This is a genomic window from Streptomyces sp. NBC_00557 (genome assembly GCF_036345995.1).
Lineage (GTDB): Bacteria > Actinomycetota > Actinomycetes > Streptomycetales > Streptomycetaceae > Streptomyces.
This window is the reverse complement of sequence record NZ_CP107796.1, coordinates 6,084,015-6,106,566: the sequence shown is the minus strand read 5'-3', so window position 1 is coordinate 6,106,566 and position 22,552 is coordinate 6,084,015. Positions and strand designations below refer to the sequence as shown.

Here is a 22,552-nt window from a genome sequence, read left to right as displayed (position 1 = left end):
CGCCGAAGCGATCGGCACGGGAATCGGACGGCAAGGGGATCACGTGGAGACCAAAGGCGCCGGGCGGTCCCTGACCTGGCTGCTCGCGACCTGGGCCGCGACCCGGACGCTGCTGCTGCTGTTCGTCTTCCGGGTGTACGCCTTCTCGGACCTGGACGTCACCTCCGACGTGTCGGTGACCTACCGGGGCTGGTACGAGGTGCTGCGGCAGGGCACGTTCCCGCTGGACGACGTGACCTGGCAGTACCCGCCGGCCGCCGCCCTCCCGGTCCTGTCGCCCGCCGTGCTGCCCTTCCTGTCGTACGAGCACGCCTTCTTCCTGCTGGCGTTCTTCGCCGACGCGGTCGTCCTGGTGCTGCTGCTGTCCGCGCACCGGCGCCCCGGCCGCTCCTCGCGCGGTGTGTGGGTGTGGGTGACGGGCGTGCCGCTGCTCGGCCCGACGGTGTACGCCCGTTACGACGTGATGGTGACCGCGGTGGCCGTGGCGGCGCTGCTCGCCGGGGCCCGGCATCCGAGGGCGATGGGCGCGCTGACGGCGTTCGGCGCGCTGCTGAAGGTGTGGCCGGCGCTGCTGCTGGCCGGCGCCGTGCGGCGGCGGGCGTGGTGGTCGGCGGCGGTGACCGCGTCGGCCCTCGCCGCGCTGTTCTCGGTGACCATGCCGGGCGCCTTCGCCTTCCTGACCTTCCAGCGGGACCGGGGCACCGAGGTGGAGTCGCTCGGCGCCCTGGTCTTCCATGTGGCCCGGCACTTCGGCTGGCGGGGACAGGTGCTGCTGAACTACGGGTCGATCGAGTTCGTCGGCCCGCATGTGGAGCAGGTCAGCGCGGCCGCGCTGGCGCTGACCGTGCTCGGGTTCGGCTGGCTGCTGCTGTGGCGGCTGCGCGCGACCCGCTGGGCGCCGCACACGCTCGCGGAGGCGGCCTTCACGGCGGTGCTGCTGTTCACGGTCACCAGCCGGGTGATCAGCCCGCAGTACATGGTGTGGCTGGTCGGCCTGGCCGCGGTGTGCGTGTCGTACCGGGCGAGCCGGATGGGCGCGCCCGCGCTGATGGTGGTGGCCGCGTCCTTCCTGACGGTCCTGGAGTTCCCGATCGGCTTCGGCCATGTGGTGGTCAGCGACGGGTACGGGGTGCTGCTGCTGGTGCTGCGCAACGGCCTGCTGGTCGCGGCCTCGGTCACGGCGGCCCGCCGGCTGTGGCGCTCGACCGTCACCCCGGCCCCCGCCGCGCCCCTGCCGCCCGAGCCCGCCCGGTCGCGTCAGGCCCCCGTCTCCCCCTGACCCGGCGGCCGGGCGCCTTGGGGCTTGCGGCCCGCCCGGGCAGCGCCGCCACCGCGGCGCACTGCACGGCCATCGCGAGCGCCAGCGCCAGGCAGACGCCGGGCAGGCCGAGGCCGCCGAGGGCGTACGCCAGGGGCAGCTGGACGGCCGTGCCCAGCAGGGTGACCCGCAGCAGCGCCGGCGCCCCGCCGCCGCCCTCGAAGACTCCGCCGAGCGCGATGAAGCAGGCCATCAGCAGCAGATAGGGGCCTATGCAGCGCAGGAACAGCGCGCCCTGGTGGGCGACTTGGGGTCCGGCGCCGAACGCCGCCATGATCCAGGGGGCCGTCGCGGCGAACAGGGCGGAGGCGGCGAGACCGAGGGTCCCGGAGACCAGCACCGCCTGCCGGCCGATGTCCCGCCGCGCGTCCGCGCCGGCGCCCCGGGTGTGCGCGGTGTGGATCGCCGCGGCCTGCCGGACGGCGTAGAAGGCCATGGTGGCCAGGTACATGACCTTGTAGGCGATGGCGTAGGCGGCCACCGCCGTCACCCCGAGCCGGGCCACGATCGCCACCAGCACCAGGGCCCCGCTCTGGCGCACGGTGAAGTCGGCGGACATGGGCAGGCCGGTGGTGAGGGTGCGGCGCAGGGCGGCGGGCCCGGGCGCGGCGGGCGGCGCCGCGGCGGCCGTCCGCAGCACGGCGTCGCGGCGCAGGGCGCGCAGGCCGGCCGCGAGGGCCACGCCGCGGCACAGCACGATGGAGGCGGCGGCGCCCCGGACACCGTAGAGGTGGATCAGCAGGGGGTCGCACAGCAGGATCAGGCCGTTGGCCAGCAGGGCCAGGCGCATCGGGGTGCGGGTGTCGCCGGCGCCCTTGAGGATGCCGTCGACGAGCTGCTGGGCGAAGAAGACGGTCATGCCGGGCAGGGAGACGGCGAAGTAGGCGGTGGCCAGGTGCGGGGCCGTGCCGTCGCCGCCGCCGAGGACCAGGGCGGCCAGCGGCCCGCGCAGCAGGAACCCGCCGGCCGCGACGAGCGGGGTGACCAGCGCGCACAGCGCCCAGCCGCCCCGTACGGCGGCGCGTACGGCGGACGGGTCCCGGGCTCCTCGGGCGTGCGCCACCAGCACGGTCGTACCGGAGGCGAAGACCAGGGCGACGCCGAGCAGCACGTTCTCCGTGTTGGTGGCGACGGCCACGGCGGCGACGGCGGCGCCGCCGAGCCGGGAGACCCAGACGGTGTTGATGATCCCGGAGGCCACCGAGGCGAGCAGGGAGAGGTAGACGGGGTGGGCGAGGGCGATGAGCTGCTTGCGGTGGGCGTTCACGGAGCCACTCCTCTTATCGAGCTACATCGAAACGAGGTAGCTCGATAAGAGGTAGCATGGCCCCAGGGACCGCTGCAAGGAGGAGACCGCGTGCTGGAGTTGTCGATCCTGGGCTTCCTCGCCGAGGAGCCGCTGCACGGGTACGAGCTGAAGGAGCGCATCAAGGCGCTGAGCGGCCATGTCCGCCCGGTCAGCGACGGTGCGCTCTACCCGGCCATCAACCGGCTCGTCGCCGCCGGACTGCTCGACCAGCGCACCGAGGACGGCGCGAGCGCCGCCCCGCGCCGGGTGCTGTCCCTGACGGCCGAGGGCCGGCGGGAGCTGCTCGCGCGGCTGCGCGACCCGAAGCAGGCGGAGATCACCGACCAGGTCCGCTTCAACACGCTCCTGGCCTTCCTGCGGCACCTGGACGACCCCGCCGCCCAGGCGGCGGTGCTGCGCCGCCGGCTGGAGTTCCTCCAGACCCCGGCGAGCTTCTTCTACCGCAAGGGGGAGCCGGTGCGCGCCGAGGAGGCCGGGGACCTGTTCCGCGAGGGCATGCTGCGGGTCGCCCGGGCCACGGGGCAGGCGGAGCGGGCCTGGCTGCGGGAGGCCATCGAGACGCTGGAGAAGGCCTGCTGATCCGCTGCCGGGACGCGTCGGTCACTCGGTCGGGGTCAGCTGCTCCCGCACGTACTCCCGCCACTGCTCGGTGAACGCCTCCGCGGTGGTCCCCAGCACCGTCTTCAGGGCCTCCTCGACCGCGCCCGCCCGCTGCCGATGGGCGCCCACGGCACGGTAGAAGGCGTCGAGCCGGGCCGTGCCCCAGCGTTCGGCGATCATCCGGCAGGCCAGCCAGCCGCTCTCGTAGGCCCGGGCGAGCTCGGCGGGGGCGCTGGTGAAGCCGAAGTCCTTGTCGGTGGGGAGCGCGGTGGGCGCGTGGCCGTCCTGGACGGCACGGGTGAGTTCCGGCGCGGCCTCCGTCGGGGTGCGGCCGGTGCCGAGGTAGCCGATCCAGTCCGCGAAGCCCTCGGACAGCCACAGCGGGGTCGCCGCGGTGGTCTGCGCGCGGGTGGCCACATGCGTGGTCTCGTGGGTGAGCACCACCTGCTTGCCCAGGCCGCCGAGGATGGCGTAGGCCTCGGGGTTGACGACCACCCGGTCCGCCGGAGCCGTGCCCGAGCCGCCCGCCTCCCCGGTGGTGACGGCGGCGATGCCCCGGTAGTCGGCGGTCGGCGATCCCAGCAGCCGGGCCATGCCGTCGAGGGAGCGCGGGACGAGGACGACGACATGGCGGGCCCAGCCGGTGCCCCAGACCCGGGAGACGGCCGGGACCGCGCGGTCGGCGAGCCGCGCGTAGCCGCGCAGGTCCGCGGTGGCCCGCCCGGTGCCCAGCACCAGGCTGTGGGCGCCCTCGACGGCGGTCACCGCGCCCTGGTCCCACAACTGCTGCCCGGCGTCCCGGGCGGGCCGGTCGGCGGTGACGTACCACCTGCCGTCCGCGGTGCGGCGCAGGGTGAGGGTGCGGCGGGCGTCGACCGGGGCCCTGTCGTACCCGGCGACGCGGTAGCTGAGGTCGGCGTCGGCGGTGGCGCCGGAACCGGTGCGGTGCACGCCGGTGACCCGGTAGCGCCAGGAGGCCAGCGGCAGGGCGCGCAGCCGGGTGTACTCGGTGCGGGCGCCCGTCGCCCCGTATGCCGTCTCGTCGTGGTGCAGCAGGGCGGCGGAGCGCCGGTCGAGCAGGTGCTGCACCTCGGTGCGGGTGGAGTCGGCCGGGGTGCCGCCGCAGCCCGCCGAGGGCAGCAGCAGGACGAGCCCCACGGCCCCGATGCTCCACGCCCGTCTGCGACCAGCCACTTCCCGATCGTAACGGCGAGCGGGCGGATCAGGGCCGGGTGACCGAGGAGATCGGCATCATCCCGACCGGGTCGTAGCGCACCGCGGCTCCCGGATAGGGGGCGTGGATGACCCGGCCGTTGCCCACGTACATGCCCACGTGGCTGGCGTCGGAGCGGTAGACCACGAGGTCGCCGGGCCGGATCCCGGACAGCGGGACGCGCCGGCCGGCGAAGCGCTGCTCCTGCGAGGTGCGCGGCAGCTGGATGCCGGCGTGCGCGTACGACCACTGCATCAGGCCCGAGCAGTCGAAGCCGGAGGGGCCGTTGGCGCCCCACACGTAGGGCCGGCCGAGGGCGGAGCGGGCGGCGGCCACCGCGGCGGCGGCGCGGGCGTCGGGGGCGGCACTGCCGCCGGCCAGGTCGGCGAGCTCGGACAGGTCGGCGCGGCCGGAGTCGTCGGAGCGCGAGGCCCGGCCGAAGGCGGCGCGCGCGGCGGGCGACAGTGTGCCGAGCAGCCGCTGGGCCTCGGCGAGCTTCTTCTGCACGGTCCGCTTGTGCGCGGCCACGGCCTCGCGGCCGCGCACAAGCTCGGCGAGCTTCCCGGCCGCCTGCGCGCGCTCCTGCGCCAGTTCCCGCAGCGCCGACCGCAACTCCCGCAGATGCCCCGCCTGTTGGGCGGTGATGCGGTCGAGGGTGGCGGCCTTGTCGAGGTAGTCGTCGGGGTCGTTGGAGAACAGCAGCGCGACGGCCGGGTCGATGCCGCCCGCGCGGTACTGGGCGCCGGCCAGCGCACCGAGCTGTTCGCGCAGGGTGTTGACGCGCTGCTGCTGCCGGGCGATGCGGTCCTGGGCGGCCCGCACCTCGCGGCGCAGCACCCCCGCGCGCTCCTGGGCCTTGTCGAAGGCCTGGGTCGCCTGCTCGGCCTCCTGGTAGAGGCGGTCCACCTCGGCACGGGCGTCGGGGTGCGGCGCCGCGTGCGCCGGTACGGCGCCGAGCGCGGCGGTCGCGGCCGACAGTACGCACAGGGCGGCGGTGCCCCGGTCGAATCCAAAGGAGGCAAGGCGGCGATGAGACCCCACGGCAGTCCTTCTGCTGGCGGACGTACGACCGTTCCCCCGGCGCCTGGGGACGGGGAGACCCCGGCGCCGGGGAAACGCGGCAGACAGTAGCCGTGCGCGGGAGCGCCGACCAACGGCCGGGGCGGCGACACACAGTGACGCCCCGCCGCTGACGCAGGTCACCGGCGGGGCGTGGAGTCAGCTCCGGTCCAGGGGATTCGCCCGTTCGGGCGCCATCCCGACGGCGTTCCCGGCGCGTACGCGGGTAACAGAGCGGGTTTCGCCGGAGGACCGGGCCGTGTCGCGCGGGGTGGGGTCAGACGCGGACGCCGAACTGGAACGGCATGTCGGACATCGCCTCGTAGCGGACGACGGCACCGGTGTGCGGCGCGTGCAGCACCTGGCCGTTGCCGGCGTACAGGCCGACGTGGTGGATGTCGCCGTAGAAGAACACCAGGTCGCCGACCTTGAGCTGGCTCTGGTCGTAGATCCGGGTGCCGATGGTGGCCTGCGCCTCGGAGGTGCGCGGTATGGAGACGCCGGCCTGGGCGTAGGCCCAGGAGGTCAGGCCCGAGCAGTCGAAGGAGGACGGGCCGGAGGCGCCGTAGACGTACGGCGAGCCGAGCTTGCTCTGGGCGGCGGCGAAGGCGGCGGAGGCGCGGCCGGAGGCGGGCGGGGCGTCGCCGAGGTTGACGCGCTCGCTGGAGGAGCGGTCGGCGCGCGCCTGCTGGGCGGCGAGCTCCTGCTTCTCCTTGGCCGTCAGGGTGTTGAGGATCTTCTGCGCCTCGGCGAGCTTGGCCTGGACCTCCTTCTTCTTCTCCTCCAGCTGGGTGCGGGTGGCGGAGAGGTCCTTGAGCTTGTCGGCGGCCTCGGCGCGCTCCTGGGCGAGTTCGCGCTGTTTGTCCTGGATCTTCTTCAGGGCGTCGACCTGCTGGGCGCTCAACTGGTCGAGCGTGGACGCCTTGTCGAGGAAGTCGTCCGGGTTGGAGGACAGGAAGAGCTGGACCGAGGGGTCGATGCCGCCCGAGCGGTACTGCGCGGTGGCCAGCGAACCCAGGCCGTCGCGCAGCTTGTTGAGGTCCTGCTGACCGCGGGCGACGTTGTCCTGGATGGTGGAGATTTCCTTCTGCAGCTTCTGCTGCTTGTCCTTCGCTCCGTTGAACTTCTCGGTGGCCTGCTCGGCCTCCTCGTAGAGCTTGTCGACCTTGGCCTTGACCTGGTCCTTGGTGAGCTTCTGGCTCGGCGCGGCATTGGCGGCGTTCGCGCTCAGGACGACAGCGGCTGCGGCTGCGGTGGTCAGCACGGTCACGCGGGCGCGACTCTGCTGCTTGGGTCGACGGTGGGACGCCACGGAGGACGAACTCCTTCTTGTGAGTGAGTGAGTGATCACCCGTTCGGAGGTTCGAGCCCAGACCCTAGTGACCCACTTGTGATCAGTTCAAATCCTCACACCAGAAAATCGCATCACACAATGCATTCTTTGCACACAACTCACAAGCAGTGATGCGTGATTGACACTAGGTGGCGTGAAGATCACTCCAATTCGGACATTGCCCATGTCCGACGGACCTTCAGGACAGTCGCTTGAGAAGCACCGCAGACGCGACCGGTCGGGCACCCGCCCTGGCGACCCCGTCGGCCACCTCGCGGTCCGTGGAGGCGACGATGACCGGACGGCCCGGCGGCTCGGCGCGCACGAGCTGGCGGATCAGCTCGTCCGCGGTGACGCCCGGCTTGGAGAACAGCACCCGCACCCCGCGCGGCGGCGCGAGCAGCACCGGGGCGGCCAGTTCGGCGCCGTCGAAGACGCACGTCACCTCGGCGCCGGTCTGCGCGGCGAGCGCGGAGAGCTGGCCGAGCAGCCTGAGCCGCTGCTTCTCCAGCGGCATCTGCGGATAGCCGGTCTTGGTGACGTTGTAGCCGTCGACCACCAGATGCGCCTGCGGCAGCGCGAGCAGCTGGTCGAGGATGGCCGGGTCGTGCTCCGACAGGGCGCGCGCCGCGATGTCCTTGGGGGTCATCCGGCCCGGTTCGACGGCGTCCACGGTCTCGGCGGGGCGCACGGACACCGGCGGCAGGGCGAGTTCGCGCCGCAGGCCCTGGGTGGCGTCCAGCAGGGTGTCGAGCAGCAGCCGTACCCGCATGTCCTCCACGCTGCGCCCCTCGCGGGCGGCGCGGCGGGTGGCCTCCAGCGCGGCCTCGGCCTCGCCGAGCCGGGCCTTGAGCCGGCGGGCCTCGCTCTCGGCGGCCGACACCTGGGTGTGCGCCTCGGCGCGCAGGGCGTCCATCTCGGCCTGGGCCCTGCGCAGAGCGGCCTCGCCGCGCTTGACGTCGCTGAGCGCGGCCCGGAGCTTGCGGTGAAGCGATTCGGCTTCCTTCTTCGCCGACTCCAGCTCCGCGCGCAGCCGGTCGGTCTCTGCACGGGTGTGCTCGCGGGCGTGGGCCAGCTCGGAGCGCAGCCGGTCCAGTTCCGCCCGGGTCTCCTCGTCGGCGCGCTCGGCGTCCGCGCGCTGGGCCTCCTCGCCGGCCGCGGTGACCAGCTTCACCCAGCCCGCCGGGCGCAGTACGTAGGCCGCGGCCGCCACGTCGAGCGGGTCCGCGGCCGGGGGCGGGGAGCCGGAGTCGAGGGCGCCGGCGAGTTCCGGCTGCGCCTCTCTGAGCTTGTCCCCGATCCGCTGCCGGAACAGCGCGTCGGTCTCCAGCGCCGCCGCCATCGCGTTCCCGGCGAACTTCGCCCGGCGGGTGGGGGTGAACCGGGCGTACTGCCTCAGCTGGGCGGGCAGTTCCGACAGGGTCAGGCCGCCGAAGCCGTCCGAGACGATCTGCACGACCCGGCGGCGCACACCCTCGGGCAGCGGACGGTCAAGCACCTCGGCGGTGCCGTCGCCCGGCCCCCCGCCTGTGGTCTCCGCCATCCGTCACACCCCACTACTTCCCTGCCCGGGTCCGCTCCGCTCAGGAGCCGGCACCCGGCCTGTCCACGAGTTCCACCTGGTCCACCGCGTTGCACCAGCGGCAGCGCACCGACTCGATGGTCTCACTGACCACCTCGCGCTCCTCCACGGTCGGCTCCCCCGCCAGATCGAGGTGGACGTACTCGACGACCTTCGAGGAACGCGTCACGTCGAACCGGGTGAGGTTGCCGCACAGGGTGCAGCGCCATCGGGTCGTCGCGGTCGGCAGGGGAACCGTCATCGTCGCTGTCCGCTTCCTTCTCGTCATCGCTCGTGGTGGCCGCACGCGCCGCCGGCCGGCACGTGTGGCCGTAACCCTACGGCCTGGCGGCGACTCGCCGCTGATCCGTCCACGGCGGCGAGGCAGTCTGTCAGCTTGCGTCCCGTTACGTCATGCTCTGTAGTCATGATCAGCCAGTGGACTACGGCGGCCGGCAGGGTTCTCCGAGCGGTCCGGAGCACCTCGGCGCCCATGACGTACGGCCTCATCGCCCTGTGCTGTCTGCTCTTCGTCCTGGGCCCGGCCTCGGGGCTCACCCCCGGGTACGGCTCCGGGCAGGCCCTGCTCGCCGCGCAGCGGGCGTATTTCGCGCGCTGGGGCGTGGTGCCGGCCGAGCTGTTCGCCAGGCCGGTGCGCGACGCCCTGACCCCGGCCACGGCCCTGTTCGTGCACGGAAACTGGGTGCATCTGCTCGGCAACATGCTCTTCCTCTTCGTCTTCGGCACGATGACCGAGGAACGGATGGGCCGGGTCGAGTTCACCCTGTTCTACGTCGGCTGCGGCTACCTGGCCCTGCTGGGCTACGCGGCCGCCAACGCCGCCTCCGGGCAGTCGCTGGTCGGCGCCTCGGGGGCGATCTCGGCGGTCCTCGGAGCGTTCCTCTACCTGTTCCCCCGCGCGCGCGTGACCAGTCTCCTGCCGTTCCTGTTCTTCCTGCCGCTCCGGTTTCCGGCGTGGGTCGTGCTGCCGTTCTGGGCGGCGCTGCAGTGGGCGGCGGCCGGGCGGGCGTCCGACGGCCCCGGGGTGGCCTATCTGGCGCACGTGATCGGCTTCGGCCTGGGCTTCGGCTACGCGTGGGTGCGCCACGGCGCCTGGGAGGGCCCGCAGGGCGGCCTTCGAGGGGCGGTGGTGGGAGACGGGCGGGCTAGAGTGAAAGCCGCCCCTGCTCAGGCCCTCGAGGGAGAGAACCAGCCGTGATCACCGCGATCGTTCTGATCAAGACCAGCGTCGACCGGATCCCCGAGATCGCGGAGGAGATCGCCGCTCTCGAGAGCGTCAGCGAGGTCTTCTCGGTCACCGGCACCTACGACCTGATCGCCATGGTCCGGGTCCGCCGCCACGACGACCTGGCCGAGGTCATCCCCGGCCGGATCAGCAAGATCCCCGGCGTCGAGGCCACGGACACGCACGTCGCGTTCCGGACGTACTCCCAGCACGACCTCGAGGCGGCGTTCTCGATCGGACTGGACAACTGATCGTTTCGAACGGCTGCCCAGACGGGTGCGGGGCGCGCTGATCACACCGCCGGGACGCAGCGGCCGTCCTCCGTGCGGTACGTCCACTTCGCACCCTCGGTGACGAGTTCCCTCACGGCGGTGACGAAGCGGTCGACGTGCTCGTCGGGCGTGCCCGCGCCGAAGCTGACGCGGATGGCGTTGAGGGACTTCTCGCCCGGCGCGGCCTCGGGGGCGCCGCACTCGCCCTGGCTCTGCGGGTCGCTGCCGAGGAGGGTGCGCACCAGGGGGTGGGCGCAGAACAGGCCGTCGCGCACGCCGATGCCGTACTCGGCGGAGAGCGCGGCGGCGAAGTGGGAGCTGTTCCAGCCCTCGACCACGAAGGAGATGACGCCGACGCGCGGGGCGTCGTCGCCGAACAGCGACAGGATCCGCACCTGCGGCACCCCGGCGAGGCCCTCGCGGACCCTGGCGATCAGGTGCCGCTCGCGGGCGACCAGGTTCTCCCAGCCGGCCTCGGTGAGGGCCTTGCAGGCCGAGGCGATGGAGTAGGCGCCGATGACGTTCGGGGAGCCCGCCTCGTGCCGGGCGGCGCTGTCGTGCCACTCCACGTCGACGCCGCCGTCCTGACGCCGGGTCACCTTGCGGCTGGCGCCGCCGCCCGCGAGGTACGGCTCGGCCGCGCGCAGCCAGTCGGCGCGGCCGGCCAGGACGCCGGAGCCGAAGGGGGCGTACAGCTTGTGCCCGGAGAAGGCGACCCAGTCGACGTCCAGGTCGCGGACGTCCACCGGGTGGTGCGGGGCGAGCTGGGCGGCGTCGAGGACGATCCGGGCGCCGTGCGCGTGGGCGGCGGCGGCCAGTTCGCGCACCGGCCACAGCTCGCCGGTGACGTTGGAGGCGCCGGTGACGCAGACCAGGGCCGGGCCGTAGGGATCCCGGTCGGCGAGGGCCCGCTCCAGGGTCGCGACCGCCTGCTGCGGGGTGCGCGGGGCGTCCAGGTAGGTCACCCGCGTGTCCTGCCAGGGCAGCAGGGAGGCGTGGTGCTCGGTCTCGAAGACGAAGACCTGGCAGCCGGCGGGGAGCGCACGGGCCAGCAGGTTCAGCGAGTCGGTGGTGGAGCGGGTGAAGATCACCTGGTCGTCCGCGCGGCAGCCGAGGAACTCGGCGACGGTCCTGCGGGCGTTCTCGAACAGGTCGGTGGAGAGCTGGGAGAGGTAGCCGGCGCCGCGGTGGACGCTGCCGTAGTACGGCGCGTAGGCGGCCACGTCGTCCCAGACGCGCTGCAGGGCGGGGGCGCTGGCCGCGTAGTCGAGGGCTGCGTAGGTGACCTCGCCTCCGGTGACGAGCGGGACGGTGACATCCCTGCCCAGAACGGGCAGCGGGGCGCAAACGGACTGGTCGGCGGCAGCGGTGAAGACGGACATCGGTGAACTCCCGTGAGGAACACGCCCGCAGGGGCGTACGAAGATGAGAAGAAGGGTGTGCGGAGGCGGGGCTCGGCGGCCCTATCGCATTCGCTTGCTCACGGAAGACTCCCTCGACGACCAGGACCCCTGGTCCCGCGCTCGGCAGCGCGCGAGGGGTCCGCGCTTGCCGTAGACCTCGCTGCCTACGGCCTGGTCCTCACCCGGGGCACCCCGCCACGGACGGAGGGTTGCCGGACAGCCGGCCGGGGCCTGATGGCTGTCACTCATGACCTGGTACGGGAACTTAAGGGAAAAGATCGCCGCCCCGCAACCCGTGTCCGGATCGCGGGACGACGAACCTCCGGCGGCAGGGCCTGGTGCTGTGGCCGGAAAGGTTTGCCGGTGAACCTTTCCGGTCGCAGCACTAGGCGTTGCTGGCCGCCACCCAGCGCTCCAGGGTGCGCTTCGCCGCGCCCGTGTCGATCGACTCGGCGGCCTTGGCCATGCCGGCGCGCAGCTGGTCGGCGAGCGGGGCGTCCGTCGGGTGCAGGGCCGCGAGGGCCGCCGCCGAGTTCAGCAGCACCGCGTCCCGCACCGGGCCCTTCTCGCCGTCCAGCAGGCGCCGCGCCACCTCCGCGTTGTACGACGCGTCCGCGCCGCGCAGGGCCTCGACGGGAACGAGGTCGAGGCCGACGTCCCTGGGATCGAAGGTCTCCTCGGTGACCTTGCCGTCCCGGACCACCCAGACCCGCGAGGTGGCGGTCGTGGTCAGCTCGTCCAGGCCGTCGTCGCCGCGGAACACCAGGGCGGAGTTGCCGCGCTCGGCGAGGACCCCGGCCACGATGGGCGCCATCCGCGGGTCGGCGACGCCGACGGCCTGGGACCTGACCTGCGCGGGGTTGGTCAGCGGGCCGAGGACGTTGAAGGTGGTGCGGATGCCCAGCTGGCCGCGCGCCGGGGCGACATGACGCAACGACGGGTGGAACCTCACCGCGAAGCAGATGGTGATGCCGGCCTCTTCGGCGACCTCGGCGACCCGCTGCGGGGTCAGGTTCAGATTGATCCCGAGCTTCTCCAGCACGTCGGAGGACCCGGAGGCGGAGGACGCGGCGCGGTTGCCGTGCTTGACGACCTTGGCGCCCGTGCCCGCCACGACGATCGACGACATCGTGGAGATGTTCACCGTCTTGGCGCCGTCGCCGCCGGTGCCGACGATGTCGACGGCCGGGCCCGGCACCTCGATCACATTGGCGTGCGCGTACATCGTGCGGACGAGCCCGGTGATCTCCTCCACCGTCTCGCCCTTGGCCCGCAGGGCCACCATGAACCCGGCGATCTGCGCGTCGGTCGCCTCGCCGCGCATGATCAGGTCCATCGCCCACGCGGTGTCGTCGGCGGACAGGTCCCGGCCGTCCAGCAGGCCGTTCAGCAGGGCGGGCCAGGAACGGCCCGCCGCGGTGTCGCCTCCAGCGGGGGTCACAGCGCTCATCAGCCGCTCCTGGGTGTCGTACACGGAATCAGTGGTGGTTTCCCACCCTATCCACCCCCGTACACGGCGAAGGGCCCCGTCCGTAAGCCGGACGGGGCCCTTCCCTGTGGCGACGCGGGGATCAGTGGTGGCCGTGGCCGCTCGTGATCTCCTTGTACTCCTCGACGGTCGGCTTCGGGATCTGGTTGTTCTCGCCGTAGTAGGCGTTGGACAGCTTCACCCGCAGCTTCTCGCCGGCACGCACCTTGCGCTCGACGCCGTTCTCGTCGACCGTCGGGCCGATCTCGGCCGGCTTGTACTGCTCGTGCGCGGTGAGGGTGTGCAGCTGCTCCTGGCTGAGCGGCTCGTGCACCTCGATGAACTCACCGTGCGGCAGCCGCTTGATGATGCCGGTCTCGCGGCCGTGCAGCACCTTGTCGCGGTCACGCCGCTGCAGACCCAGGCAGATCCGCTTGGTGACGAGGAACGCGATGACCGGGCCGACGAAGAACCCGATCCGGACGAACCAGGTGACCGCGTTGATCGACAGGTGGAAGTGGGTGGCCCACAGGTCGTTGCCACCGCCGACCAGGGTGATCATGTAGATCGTCACCCAGGCCACACCGAACGCGGTGCGCGTCGGGGCGTTGCGCGGGCGGTCCAGGATGTGGTGCTCGCGCTTGTCGCCGGTGATCCACGACTCGATGAACGGGTAGACCGCGATCGCCGCCAGGACCAGCGGGAAGAGAACCAGCGGGATGAACACGCCCAGGACGAGCGTGTGGCCCGCGAAGTTGATCTCCCAGCCCGGCATGAAGCGGATCAGACCCTCGGCGAAGCCCATGTACCAGTCGGGCTGGGCGCCGGTGGACACCTGGTCCGGGCGGTAGGGGCCCATGGCCCAGATCGGGTTGATCTGGGCGACCGCCGCGATGGCCGCGATGACACCGAAGACCAGGAAGAAGAAGCCTCCGGCCTTGGCCATGTAGACCGGCAGCAGCGGCATGCCGACGACGTTGTTGTTGGTCTTGCCCGGACCCGCGAACTGCGTGTGCTTGTGGTAGAAGACCAGGATCAGGTGCGCCACCATCAGACCGAGCATGATGCCCGGCAGCAGCAGGATGTGGATCGAGTAGAACCGGGCGACGAAGTCGTGGCCGGGGAACTGACCGCCGAAGAGGAAGTACGACAGGTACGTGCCGACGATCGGCACGGACAGGATCGCGCCCTCCATGAAGCGGACACCGGTGCCGGAGAGCAGGTCGTCCGGGAGCGAGTAACCGGTGAAGCCGGTGAACATGCCGAGGACGAACAGCAGGAAGCCGAACAGCCAGTTGATCTCACGCGGCTTGCGGAACGCACCGGTGAAGAACACGCGCATCATGTGCACGAACATGCCGGCGAGGAAGATCAGCGCGGCCCAGTGGTGGATCTGCCGCACGAGCAGGCCACCGCGCACGTCGAAGGAGATGTGCAGGGTCGAGTTGAACGCCTCGGACATCAGCTGCCCCTGGAGCGGGACATAGCTGCCGTGGTACTCCACCTCGTTCATCGACGGGTGGAAGAACAGCGTCAGATAGACACCCGTCAGGATGATGATGATGAAGCTGTACATGCACACTTCGCCCAACATGAACGACCAGTGGTCGGGGAAGATCTTGCGCATGTTGGCCTTGGCCAGGGAGTAGATCCCGAGCCGGCCGTCGGCCCAGTCGGCGACACGCTCGCCGGCCGGTGCCTTCCCGCGAGAGCGGGGTGCGTCGTTCGATGCAGTACTCATCCGCGCTCCCAGAATGCAGGACCGACGGGCTCCTCGAAGTCGCCGAGCGCCTGGAGGTAACCCTCGCTGTCCACACCGATGCGCAGCTGCGGCAGGGCGTGGCCGGCGGGGCCGAAGATCACTCGGGCACCGTCGGAGAGGTCGAAGGTGGACTGGTGGCACGGGCACAGCACGTGGTGCGTCTGCTGCTCGTACAGGGAGATCGGGCAGCCGACGTGGGTGCAGATCTTCGAGAAGGCGACGATGCCCTCGTGCGACCAGTCGAGCTCGCGCTTGTCCTTGATGTTGCCCGGCTGGAGCCGGACGATCATCAGGGCGGCCTTGGCGATCTCCGTCTGGAAGTCCTCGCTCGTCTCCTCCAGCCCGTCGGGCTTGGCGAAGGTGAGGGAACCGACGGCGACGTCCTCGGGACGCAGCGGCTGGCCCGTGTTCATGTTGACCAGGCGCTTGCCCTTGGCCCACAGCGTGTGACGCAGCGAGGTGCCGGGCAGCGGGCCGAGGTCGCGCAGCAGCATGACGCCGGAGAGCGGCACCAGCGCCAGCGCACCGAACATCGTGTTGCGGATCAGCTTGCGGCGGCCGAGCGCCGACTCCTTGGCGCCCTGCCTGAAGTCCGCGTGGACCTTCGCGCGGACCTCGGGGGCGGCCTCGATCGGGTGCCGCTCGTCGGCGACCTCGACGTCGGACATCAGGGTGCGGGCCCAGTGGACCGCGCCCGCGCCGATGCAGAACAGCGCCGTGCCGAGGGTCAGGCCCAGCGCGAAGTTCAGCGCGCTGAGGTGCCCGATCGGGAACACGAAGATGTTCTTGTCGTGCGGGATCGTCACGTACGAGGCGATGAAGCCGAGGGTGGCCAGCATCGACACCGTGAACAGCAGGGCGACCGCGCGCTCGGACCGCTTGGCGGCCCGCTCGTCGATGTCCTGGATGCGGTGCTCGTGGGGCGGCAGGCCCGGATCCGCGAACGGGTTCTCCTCGTCCGCGATCCCTACCGCGCCGTGCGCGTGGTCCTGCTCAGCGGGCAGGTTCTCTTCTGGAATGTCTTGGCTACTCATGACTTCTTGGCCTTTGCGGTCCGAGCGGCGACCCAGACGGCGACGGCGATCAGCGCGCCGAGGCCGAAGATCCAGGCGAACAGACCCTCACTGACCGGCCCGAGGCCGCCCAGCTCCAGACCGCCGGGGTTCGTCGTCTCGCTGCTGTCGACCGCGTGCAGGTACGCGATGATGTCCTTCTTGTTCTTCGAGGACAGCGTGGTGTCGGGGAAGGACGGCATGTTCTGCGGGCCGGTCTGCATGGCCTCGTAGATGTGCTTCGGGTCGACACCCTCCAGCGTGGGCGCGAACTTGCCCTTGGTGAGGGCACCGCCCTTGCCGGTGAAGTTGTGGCACTGCGCGCAGTTGGTGCGGAACAGCTCGCCGCCCTTGGCGATGTCCGCGCCCGCCGGACCGTACTGGTCCTTGGTGGGGACGCTCGGGCCGGCGCCCAGCGAGGCGATGTACGCGGCGAGCTGGTCGATCTGCGTCTGGTTGTAGACGACCTTCTTGCGCGGGACCTGGGCGCCCTGCGAGGTGGCCGCGGGCATACGGCCGGTGCCGACCTGGAAGTCGACGGCCGCGGCGCCCACGCCGACCAGGCTCGGCCCGTCGGAGGAGCCCTGGCCACCGGTGCCGTGGCAGCTGGCGCAGCCGACCTCGTAGAGCTTCTTGCCCTCCTGGATGGTCAGGGACTGGGCGGAATCATCGGCCTGCGCCTTGCCCGCGGGTGCGAACGCGGCGTACAGCCCCCCAGTGGCCGCCAGCGCGAGGAGTAGGACGACGACCGCCGCCAGCGGATGGCGTCGTCGTGCGGAGAGCTTTTTCACGGATTACCCCGGTGTCAGGATCTTCTGCGTCGGTGCTTCTGGATGTGCGGGAACCGGTCCCGGCTACTTGATCAGGTAGATCGTGGCGAAAAGGCCGATCCAGACCACATCGACGAAGTGCCAGTAGTAGGACACGACGATGGCGGCGGTCGCCTGCTCGTGGGTGAACCTCTTGGCCATGTAGGTGCGTCCGAGGACCAGCAGGAAGGCGATGAGACCGCCCGTCACGTGCAGGCCGTGGAAGCCGGTGGTCAGGTAGAACACCGAGCCGTACGGGTCCGAGGACAGCGAGATGCCGTCGTCCTTCACCAGGCTCGTGTACTCGTAGATCTGACCGCCGATGAAGATCGCACCCATGATGAAGGTGAGGATGAACCACCCGCGGAGCTTCTTCACGTCACCGCGCTCGGCCGCGAACACGCCGAGCTGGCAGGTGAGCGAGGAGAGCACCAGGATCGTGGTGTTCGTCGCGGAGAAGGGCACATTGAGCGCGTCGGCCATGTGCTTCCAGTGCGCCGGACCCGTCACCGATCGCAGGGTGAAGTACATCGCGAAGAGGGCCGCGAAGAACATCAGCTCGGAACTCAGCCAGATGATGGTTCCGACGCTGGTGAGGTTCGGCCGATTGACCGACGGGTGCGCGTGCCCGGTTTCTACTGTCGTTGCTGTCGCCACGACCGACATTATGTCGGTCGCTTATCCCGCCCTCACTCCGGGGGGTGCCGTTCGGAGTGTTGCTCCCCACCGGACCGGTGTTGACGTGGTGTTCATGGGCACTTCCACGGGAGTAAGCTCCGCCCCGAACGGCCCTGTCCGTCCCGTCCGTACGACGCCGACGTCCCGGAGGAACCATGCAGCCGACCGCCACGGTGCTGGTCTACAGCGACGACTCCAACACCCGCGAGCAAGTACGGCTGGCCGCCGGCCGCAGGCCCGCTCCGGACGTGCCCCTCGTCGAGTTCGTCGAGTGCGCCACTCCCGGCGCGGTGCTGCGTGAGCTGGACAAGGGCGGCATCGACGTCTGCGTGCTGGACGGCGAGGCCGTGCCGATGGGCGGTATGGGGGTGTGCCGGCAGATCAAGGACGAGGTGTTCAACTGCCCGCCGGTGCTGCTTCTGATGGGGCGGCCGCAGGACGCCTGGCTGGCGACGTGGAGCCGGGCGGACGCCGCGGTCACCCTGCCGGTGGATCCCGTCGAGTTCGCGTCGGCGCTGGCCTCGTTGCTGCGGCAGAGGCGGCTGGTGGGCGCCTGACAGACCGGGGGCGCCGGGTTTCGTGCGCGGGTGCGGGCCGGTGGGGGCGTTCGCGCCCGCGCAGCGGTAGCCGCACGTCGCACACGGCCCCGCGCCCTGCGAGGCGCTCACAGGGCCGCCGGCTGGAGGCGGACCGTGTCCGCGTCCGACGGCGCCGTCTGCTTGGTGCTGGTCAGGGCGCTGCCCTGCGTCCACTTCTTCCAGTCGACGTTCCAGTCGCCGAAGCCGTTGCCGAAGTCCTCCATCTGGTGACCGCGCGAGTTGACGACCTGGACGATGTCGCCGGGGTGGATGTTCTCGAAGAACCAGGCGGCGTTGGCGTTGCTCATGCCGGTGCAGCCGTGGCTGACGTTCGCGTAGCCCTGTGAGCCCACGGACCAGGGCGCGGCGTGGACGTACTCGCCGGACCAGGTCACCCGGGCGGCGTAGTAGACGTTCAGGTCGTAGGAGTCGGAGCTGCTCGCGGAGATGCCGATCGTGGTGCCGCGCATCCGCACGAGGTACGACTTCTCCAGGACGACCTTGATGCCGTTGCGGGTGTCGTAGCCGGGCTTGCCGGTGGTGACAGGGATCCGTTTGATCGCCTCGCCGTTCTTGTAGAACGTCAGCTGGTGGGCCGCGGCGTCGGTGAGGGCCAGGATCCGGTCGCCGATGGTGATCTTCACCGGCTTGGACGGGGCGCCCCACAGCCGGTCGCCGATCTTGATGCCGTCCAGGTTGCTGTGCACCGTGACCGTCGTGCCGGTGGGCCAGTACTCCTCGGGCCGGTAGTGGAGTTCCTTGTCGTTCACCCAGTACCAGGAGCCCTGCACGGCCGGCACGGAGTCCACCCGGAGGGCGCGCTCCACGACGGCGCGCTGCGCCCTGTCCTTGACCGCCTGGTTGAGTTGGGCGGTGATGGGCTCGCCGACGCCGTACCGGCCCGGTTTCGGACCGAAGGTGACGGTCAGGCGCTTCTTGCTGCTGGGTCTGCTGGTGTCGAAGGCGAAGACCTTGCGGCCGGGCGCGCCGTCATCGTCCTCGGTGCTCACCGTGACCGTGTAGTGGGCGTTGGCGGCCAGCGGGGCGGTGCTGTGCCATCTGCTGCCGTCGGCGGCGAGTTCGCCCGCCACATGGCGCCCTGCGGAGTCCTGGACGGTGACGTCGGTGATGCGGTCGTCGCCGTCGGCGGTGACCTCCAGGGGCTTGTCCGGATCGGCCTTCTTCCCTGCCTCGGTCGGGCCGTTGAAGGAGATCACGTCCGCCGCGTCGTACGGCTTGGCCGACAGAGGGTCGCCGTCCGGACCGCAGGCGGTGACGCCCATGCCGAGCGCGGTCGCCAGCAGGGCGCAGCTGACGACGGTGCGGGTCCGCGGAGTGTGGTTCATACGATCACGCTATGAGGCGCTGACCCTATCGGCGCGGCAGGTGACCCGTACGGGGGATCGACACTGCTGCGAGTGAACGACACACCGGCCCCGCCTGCGCCGGAATGCCGGCTCCACCGGTGTAGAAGACGGGAGCCCGGACCCCTCCTGACGAAGGGTCCGGGCTCCCGGGTGGTGCGCTCGGTGCTACTGGGTGCGGTTCTCACCGTGGTAGTACTCGAACACCCAGCCGAACAGACCGACCACGATGAACGGGGCGGAGAAGTAGATCAGCCACCAGCCGACCGCGATGCTGAGGAAGGCGATCGCACCGCCGAAGCCCAGCAGCAGCGGCTGCCAGCTGTGCGGGCTGAAGAAGCCCAGCTCGCCCGCGTCGTCCGCGACGTCGGCCTCCTTGTCGTCCTGGGCGCCCGCGTCGACCCGCCGGGCCGTGAAGCCCAGGTAGAAGCCGATCATCACGCTCAGACCGAAGGCCAGGAAGAGCGCCGTGGTGCCGGCCGGCTCCTTCGACCACACGCCATACACGATGGCCATGATCAGGAGGAAGAAGCTCAGCCAGATGAACATCCGGCCCTGGATCTTCACTTGCCGGCCTCCTTGCTGCCCGCGATGGCGCTGCCGTGACCGGCGTGCTCGAGCTGCTCCAGCGCGGCGATCTCGGGGTGGTGCAGGTCGAACGCCGGGGATTCACTGCGGATCCGCGGCAGGGTGACGAAGTTGTGCCGCGGCGGCGGGCAGGAGGTCGCCCACTCCAGGGAGCGGCCGTAGCCCCACGGGTCGTCCACGCCGACCGGCTTGCCGTACTTGGCCGTCTTCCACACGTTGTAGAGGAACGGCAGGATCGACAGGCCGAGCAGGAAGGAGCAGATGGTCGAGACCGTGTTCAGGGCGGTGAAGCCGTCGGCGGCCAGGTAGTCGGCGTACCGGCGGGGCATGCCCTCGGCGCCCAGCCAGTGCTGGACCAGGAAGGTGCCGTGGAAGCCGATGAACAGCGTCCAGAAGGTGATCTTGCCCAGGCGCTCGTCGAGCATCTTGCCGGTCCACTTCGGCCACCAGAAGTGGAAGCCGGAGAACATGGCGAAGACGACCGTGCCGAAGACGACGTAGTGGAAGTGGGCCACCACGAAGTACGAGTCGGACACGTGGAAGTCCATCGGCGGCGAGGCCAGGATGACACCGGTCAGACCACCGAACGTGAAGGTGATCAGGAAGCCGGTCGCCCAGAGCATCGGCGTCTCGAACGACAGGCTGCCCTTCCACATGGTGCCGATCCAGTTGAAGAACTTCACACCGGTCGGGACGGCGATCAGGAACGTCATGAAGGAGAAGAACGGCAGCAGCACGCCGCCGGTGACGTACATGTGGTGCGCCCACACCGTGACCGACAGACCGGCGATCGCGATGGTCGCGGCGACCAGGCCCATGTAGCCGAACATCGGCTTGCGGGAGAACACCGGGATCACTTCGGAGATGATGCCGAAGAACGGGAGGGCGATGATGTACACCTCGGGATGGCCGAAGAACCAGAAGAGGTGTTGCCACAGCAGGGCGCCGCCGTTGGTGGCGTCGAAGACGTGGGCGCCGAACTTGCGGTCCGCCTCCAGCGCGAACAGCGCGGCCGCCAGCACCGGGAAGGCCAGCAGGACCAGGACACCGGTCAGCAGCACGTTCCACACGAAGATCGGCATGCGGAACATGGTCATGCCCGGGGCGCGCATGCAGATGATCGTGGTGATGAAGTTGACCGAGCCGAGGATCGTGCCGAAACCGGACATGGCCAGACCCATGATCCACATGTCGGCGCCGACGCCCGGGCTGCGGACCGCGTCCGACAGCGGGGAGTAGGCGAACCAGCCGAAGTCGGCCGCGCCCTCCGGGGTGAGGAAGCCGCCGACCGCGATGAGCGAGCCGAACAGGTACAGCCAGTAGGCGAACATGTTCAGCCGCGGGAAGGCCACGTCGGGCGCGCCGATCTGCAGCGGCATGATCCAGTTCGCGAAGCCGGCGAACAGCGGCGTCGCGAACATCAGCAGCATGATCGTGCCGTGCATCGTGAACGCCTGGTTGAACTGCTCGTTCGACATGATCTGCAGACCCGGACGGGCCAGCTCGGCGCGCATGAGCAGCGCCATCACGCCACCGATCAGGAAGAACGCGAACGACGTCGCAAGGTACATCGTCCCGATCGTCTTGTGGTCGGTGGTCGTCAGCCACTTCACCACGACATTGCCGGGCTGCTTGCGCCTGACCGGCAGCTCGTCCGCGTACGCGCCTTCAGCTGCCGCGGCACCCTGGGGTTCGTTGAGGATGCTCACAGGTTGTTCGTCTCCCGGTTCTTCTCGTGGCTCGTCTGCGCGATGCCGGCGGGAATGTAACCGGTCTGCCCCTTCTTGGCGAGGTCCTGGAGGTGCTTCTGGTACGCCGCCGGGGAGACGACCTTCACGTTGAACAGCATGCGCGAGTGGTCGACACCGCAGAGCTCGGCGCACTTGCCGAGGAAGGTGCCCTCGTGGTTCGGGGTCACCTGGAAGGCATTGGTGTGGCCCGGGATGACGTCCTGCTTCATCAGGAACGGCACCACCCAGAAGGAGTGGATGACGTCACGAGAGGTCAGGACGAAGCGAACCGTCTTGCCCTTGGGGAGCCAGAGCGTCGGACCGGGGTTGTTCGTCTGCGGGTTCCGCGTGCCGGGCGTACCGACGTCGTAGACACCGCCGGCGTTCGCCGGGAAGTCCTTCTTGAACCGGTCCGGAATGGCGTCCAGGTTCTTGTCGGTCTTGGCGTCGCCGGAGACACCGGGGACGTTCTCGATGTAGTTGAAGCCCCAGCTCCACTGGAAGCCGACCACGTTGACCGTGACGTCGGGCTTCTTGGAGAGGTCCAGGAGCTTCGACTCGTCCCGGGCCGTGAAGTAGAAGAGCACCGAGATGATGATGATCGGGACCACCGTGTACAGGGCCTCGATCGGCATGTTGTACCGGGTCTGCGGAGGTACCTCGACCTTGGTGCGGCTGCGCCGGTGGAAGAAAGCACTCCACAGGATCAGGCCCCACACCAGCACGCCGACGGCGAGCGCGGCAGCCCAGGAGCCCTGCCACAGGGAGAGGATCCGCGGAGCCTCTTCCGTGGTCGGGGTGGGCATGCCAAGGCGGGGGAAGTCCTTGTATGTGCAACCGGTTGCGGTCGCCAGGACCAGGCCCGCGGTCAGTGCCTGCAGCAGCTTCCGCCGCATCGGGCGCCGCGGCGAGCGGTCGGAGCCGTTGGGACTCACGTAGCGCCTTCCCGAGAGTCTCGCCCGCGCGGTCGGCTGCGGCCTTCTCGCTGGTCGGTCGCCGCCCTGCGTCGGGCAGGGGTTTGGATGTTTATGCGGACCAAACCCTAGCCCACCCTCTCCGAGGCTTCGCGGGGAGGGGTGCCTACTGGCTCGGGTGGTTCGCTGGATTGGCGGCCGGGGGTCCGTCGTGGCTGGTCGCGCCCCGCGGCGGAGCCTCTGATGTCACAGCCCCGCGCCCCTGGTTCGGCTGCCCCTGCCGGGGTCTTACCGT

The 22,552-nt window shown here is 70.7% G+C and carries 21 protein-coding genes and 1 riboswitch; of the genes, 5 read left to right on the top strand and 16 right to left on the bottom strand.

The features are described 5' to 3' along the window. Positions 1–43 precede the first annotated feature (43 nt). On the top strand, positions 44–1,279 hold the full coding sequence (locus tag OG956_RS26770; RefSeq protein WP_330340548.1) for a glycosyltransferase family 87 protein: 1,236 nt from the start codon (positions 44–46) through the stop codon (positions 1,277–1,279). On the opposite strand, the gene OG956_RS26765 is transcribed toward OG956_RS26770, so the two are convergent. Further along, positions 1,209–2,585, bottom strand: a complete 1,377-nt coding sequence (locus tag OG956_RS26765) for an MATE family efflux transporter (RefSeq protein ID WP_330340547.1) — start codon at positions 2,583–2,585, stop codon at positions 1,209–1,211. The genes OG956_RS26770 and OG956_RS26765 overlap by 71 nt on opposite strands. Positions 2,586–2,675: 90 nt before the next feature. Here OG956_RS26765 and OG956_RS26760 point away from each other — a divergent pair, with 90 nt between their 5' ends. Next, positions 2,676–3,206, top strand: a complete 531-nt coding sequence (locus OG956_RS26760; RefSeq protein WP_330340546.1) for a PadR family transcriptional regulator — start codon at positions 2,676–2,678, stop codon at positions 3,204–3,206. 21 nt (positions 3,207–3,227) lie between these two features. Here the strand turns inward: OG956_RS26760 and OG956_RS26755 are convergent, their stop codons facing one another. The 5 genes from OG956_RS26755 to OG956_RS26735 form a co-directional block, all read right to left on the bottom strand. Further along, positions 3,228–4,421, bottom strand: a complete 1,194-nt coding sequence (locus OG956_RS26755) for a hypothetical protein (RefSeq protein WP_443065613.1) — start codon at positions 4,419–4,421, stop codon at positions 3,228–3,230. Positions 4,422–4,449: 28 nt separating this feature from the next. Beyond that, the gene (locus OG956_RS26750; RefSeq protein ID WP_330340545.1) at positions 4,450–5,481 is read right to left on the bottom strand and encodes a C40 family peptidase; all 1,032 of its coding nucleotides are present in this window, start codon (positions 5,479–5,481) and stop codon (positions 4,450–4,452) included. A 295-nt stretch (positions 5,482–5,776) separates the two neighbouring features. Beyond that, complete coding sequence (locus tag OG956_RS26745) at positions 5,777–6,811, bottom strand: C40 family peptidase (protein WP_330340544.1); 1,035 nt, start codon at positions 6,809–6,811, stop codon at positions 5,777–5,779. A 220-nt stretch (positions 6,812–7,031) separates the two neighbouring features. Then, entirely contained in the window at positions 7,032–8,375 is a 1,344-nt protein-coding gene (locus tag OG956_RS26740) for an NYN domain-containing protein (protein WP_330340543.1), read from the bottom strand. Between the two features lie 40 nt (positions 8,376–8,415). Beyond that, the gene (locus tag OG956_RS26735) at positions 8,416–8,655 is read right to left on the bottom strand and encodes a hypothetical protein (RefSeq protein ID WP_014672226.1); all 240 of its coding nucleotides are present in this window, start codon (positions 8,653–8,655) and stop codon (positions 8,416–8,418) included. Between the two features lie 165 nt (positions 8,656–8,820). On the opposite strand from OG956_RS26735, the gene OG956_RS26730 reads away from it, so the two are divergent. Together OG956_RS26730 and OG956_RS26725 are read left to right on the top strand one after the other, a co-directional pair. After that, the gene (locus OG956_RS26730) at positions 8,821–9,612 is read left to right on the top strand and encodes a rhomboid family intramembrane serine protease (protein WP_330340542.1); all 792 of its coding nucleotides are present in this window, start codon (positions 8,821–8,823) and stop codon (positions 9,610–9,612) included. Beyond that, on the top strand, positions 9,609–9,890 hold the full coding sequence (locus tag OG956_RS26725; protein WP_330340541.1) for an Lrp/AsnC family transcriptional regulator: 282 nt from the start codon (positions 9,609–9,611) through the stop codon (positions 9,888–9,890). Before OG956_RS26730 ends, OG956_RS26725 begins: the two co-directional genes overlap by 4 nt. A gap of 41 nt (positions 9,891–9,931) precedes the next feature. Here the strand turns inward: OG956_RS26725 and OG956_RS26720 are convergent, their stop codons facing one another. The 6 genes from OG956_RS26720 to ctaE all read right to left on the bottom strand — a co-directional run bounded on the left by OG956_RS26720 (position 9,932) and on the right by ctaE (position 17,071). Further along, positions 9,932–11,293 carry an aminotransferase class V-fold PLP-dependent enzyme gene (locus tag OG956_RS26720; RefSeq protein WP_330340540.1) on the bottom strand — a complete coding sequence of 454 codons (1,362 nt, stop codon included), beginning with the start codon at positions 11,291–11,293 and terminating at the stop codon, positions 9,932–9,934. A 157-nt stretch (positions 11,294–11,450) separates the two neighbouring features. Further along, positions 11,451–11,567, bottom strand: a riboswitch (SAM riboswitch). Positions 11,568–11,699: 132 nt separating this feature from the next. After that, positions 11,700–12,764, bottom strand: coding sequence for an anthranilate phosphoribosyltransferase (gene trpD, locus OG956_RS26715; protein WP_330340539.1), 1,065 nt, complete (start codon positions 12,762–12,764; stop codon positions 11,700–11,702). A 121-nt stretch (positions 12,765–12,885) separates the two neighbouring features. Beyond that, on the bottom strand, positions 12,886–14,523 hold the full coding sequence (gene qcrB, locus OG956_RS26710) for a cytochrome bc1 complex cytochrome b subunit (RefSeq protein ID WP_330340538.1): 1,638 nt from the start codon (positions 14,521–14,523) through the stop codon (positions 12,886–12,888). Then, on the bottom strand, positions 14,520–15,578 hold the full coding sequence (gene qcrA / locus OG956_RS26705) for a cytochrome bc1 complex Rieske iron-sulfur subunit (protein WP_330340537.1): 1,059 nt from the start codon (positions 15,576–15,578) through the stop codon (positions 14,520–14,522). The genes qcrB and qcrA overlap by 4 nt, the downstream gene beginning before the upstream one ends. Then, positions 15,575–16,387 (bottom strand): cytochrome bc1 complex diheme cytochrome c subunit, encoded by an 813-nt coding sequence (gene qcrC / locus OG956_RS26700; RefSeq protein ID WP_330340536.1) that lies wholly within the window; start codon positions 16,385–16,387, stop codon positions 15,575–15,577. Before qcrC ends, qcrA begins: the two co-directional genes overlap by 4 nt. A 63-nt stretch (positions 16,388–16,450) precedes the next feature. Next, entirely contained in the window at positions 16,451–17,071 is a 621-nt protein-coding gene (ctaE, locus tag OG956_RS26695; RefSeq protein WP_330340535.1) for an aa3-type cytochrome oxidase subunit III, read from the bottom strand. A gap of 167 nt (positions 17,072–17,238) precedes the next feature. Between ctaE and OG956_RS26690 the strand changes: the two genes are divergently transcribed. Continuing rightward, entirely contained in the window at positions 17,239–17,640 is a 402-nt protein-coding gene (locus OG956_RS26690) for a hypothetical protein (protein ID WP_330340534.1), read from the top strand. Positions 17,641–17,747: 107 nt separating this feature from the next. Here the strand turns inward: OG956_RS26690 and OG956_RS26685 are convergent, their stop codons facing one another. From OG956_RS26685 to ctaC, 4 genes are all read right to left on the bottom strand, one after another. Further along, a complete protein-coding gene (locus OG956_RS26685) occupies positions 17,748–19,007 on the bottom strand; it encodes a L,D-transpeptidase (RefSeq protein WP_330340533.1) in 1,260 nt (419 codons plus the stop codon). Between the two features lie 186 nt (positions 19,008–19,193). Beyond that, positions 19,194–19,592, bottom strand: a complete 399-nt coding sequence (locus OG956_RS26680; protein ID WP_330340532.1) for a cytochrome c oxidase subunit 4 — start codon at positions 19,590–19,592, stop codon at positions 19,194–19,196. After that, positions 19,589–21,322 carry an aa3-type cytochrome oxidase subunit I gene (gene ctaD, locus OG956_RS26675; RefSeq protein ID WP_330340531.1) on the bottom strand — a complete coding sequence of 578 codons (1,734 nt, stop codon included), beginning with the start codon at positions 21,320–21,322 and terminating at the stop codon, positions 19,589–19,591. Before ctaD ends, OG956_RS26680 begins: the two co-directional genes overlap by 4 nt. Further along, entirely contained in the window at positions 21,319–22,278 is a 960-nt protein-coding gene (gene ctaC / locus OG956_RS26670) for an aa3-type cytochrome oxidase subunit II (protein WP_330340530.1), read from the bottom strand. The genes ctaD and ctaC overlap by 4 nt, the downstream gene beginning before the upstream one ends. Positions 22,279–22,552 lie beyond the last annotated feature (274 nt).

What these genes read in the sequence shown, in the direction of transcription:
- OG956_RS26740 (WP_330340543.1), bottom strand. Translation starts at nt 8,375, where the DNA reads ATGGCGGAGACCACAGGCGGGGGGCCGGGCGACGGCACCGCCGAGGTG.
- OG956_RS26735 (WP_014672226.1), bottom strand. Translation starts at nt 8,655, where the DNA reads ATGACGGTTCCCCTGCCGACCGCGACGACCCGATGGCGCTGCACCCTG.
- OG956_RS26730 (WP_330340542.1), top strand. Translation starts at nt 8,821, where the DNA reads ATGATCAGCCAGTGGACTACGGCGGCCGGCAGGGTTCTCCGAGCGGTC.
- OG956_RS26720 (WP_330340540.1), bottom strand. Translation starts at nt 11,293, where the DNA reads ATGTCCGTCTTCACCGCTGCCGCCGACCAGTCCGTTTGCGCCCCGCTG.
- trpD (WP_330340539.1), bottom strand. Translation starts at nt 12,764, where the DNA reads ATGAGCGCTGTGACCCCCGCTGGAGGCGACACCGCGGCGGGCCGTTCC.
- qcrB (WP_330340538.1), bottom strand. Translation starts at nt 14,523, where the DNA reads ATGAGTACTGCATCGAACGACGCACCCCGCTCTCGCGGGAAGGCACCG.
- qcrA (WP_330340537.1), bottom strand. Translation starts at nt 15,578, where the DNA reads ATGAGTAGCCAAGACATTCCAGAAGAGAACCTGCCCGCTGAGCAGGAC.
- ctaE (WP_330340535.1), bottom strand. Translation starts at nt 17,071, where the DNA reads ATGTCGGTCGTGGCGACAGCAACGACAGTAGAAACCGGGCACGCGCAC.
- OG956_RS26690 (WP_330340534.1), top strand. Translation starts at nt 17,239, where the DNA reads ATGCAGCCGACCGCCACGGTGCTGGTCTACAGCGACGACTCCAACACC.
- OG956_RS26685 (WP_330340533.1), bottom strand. Translation starts at nt 19,007, where the DNA reads ATGAACCACACTCCGCGGACCCGCACCGTCGTCAGCTGCGCCCTGCTG.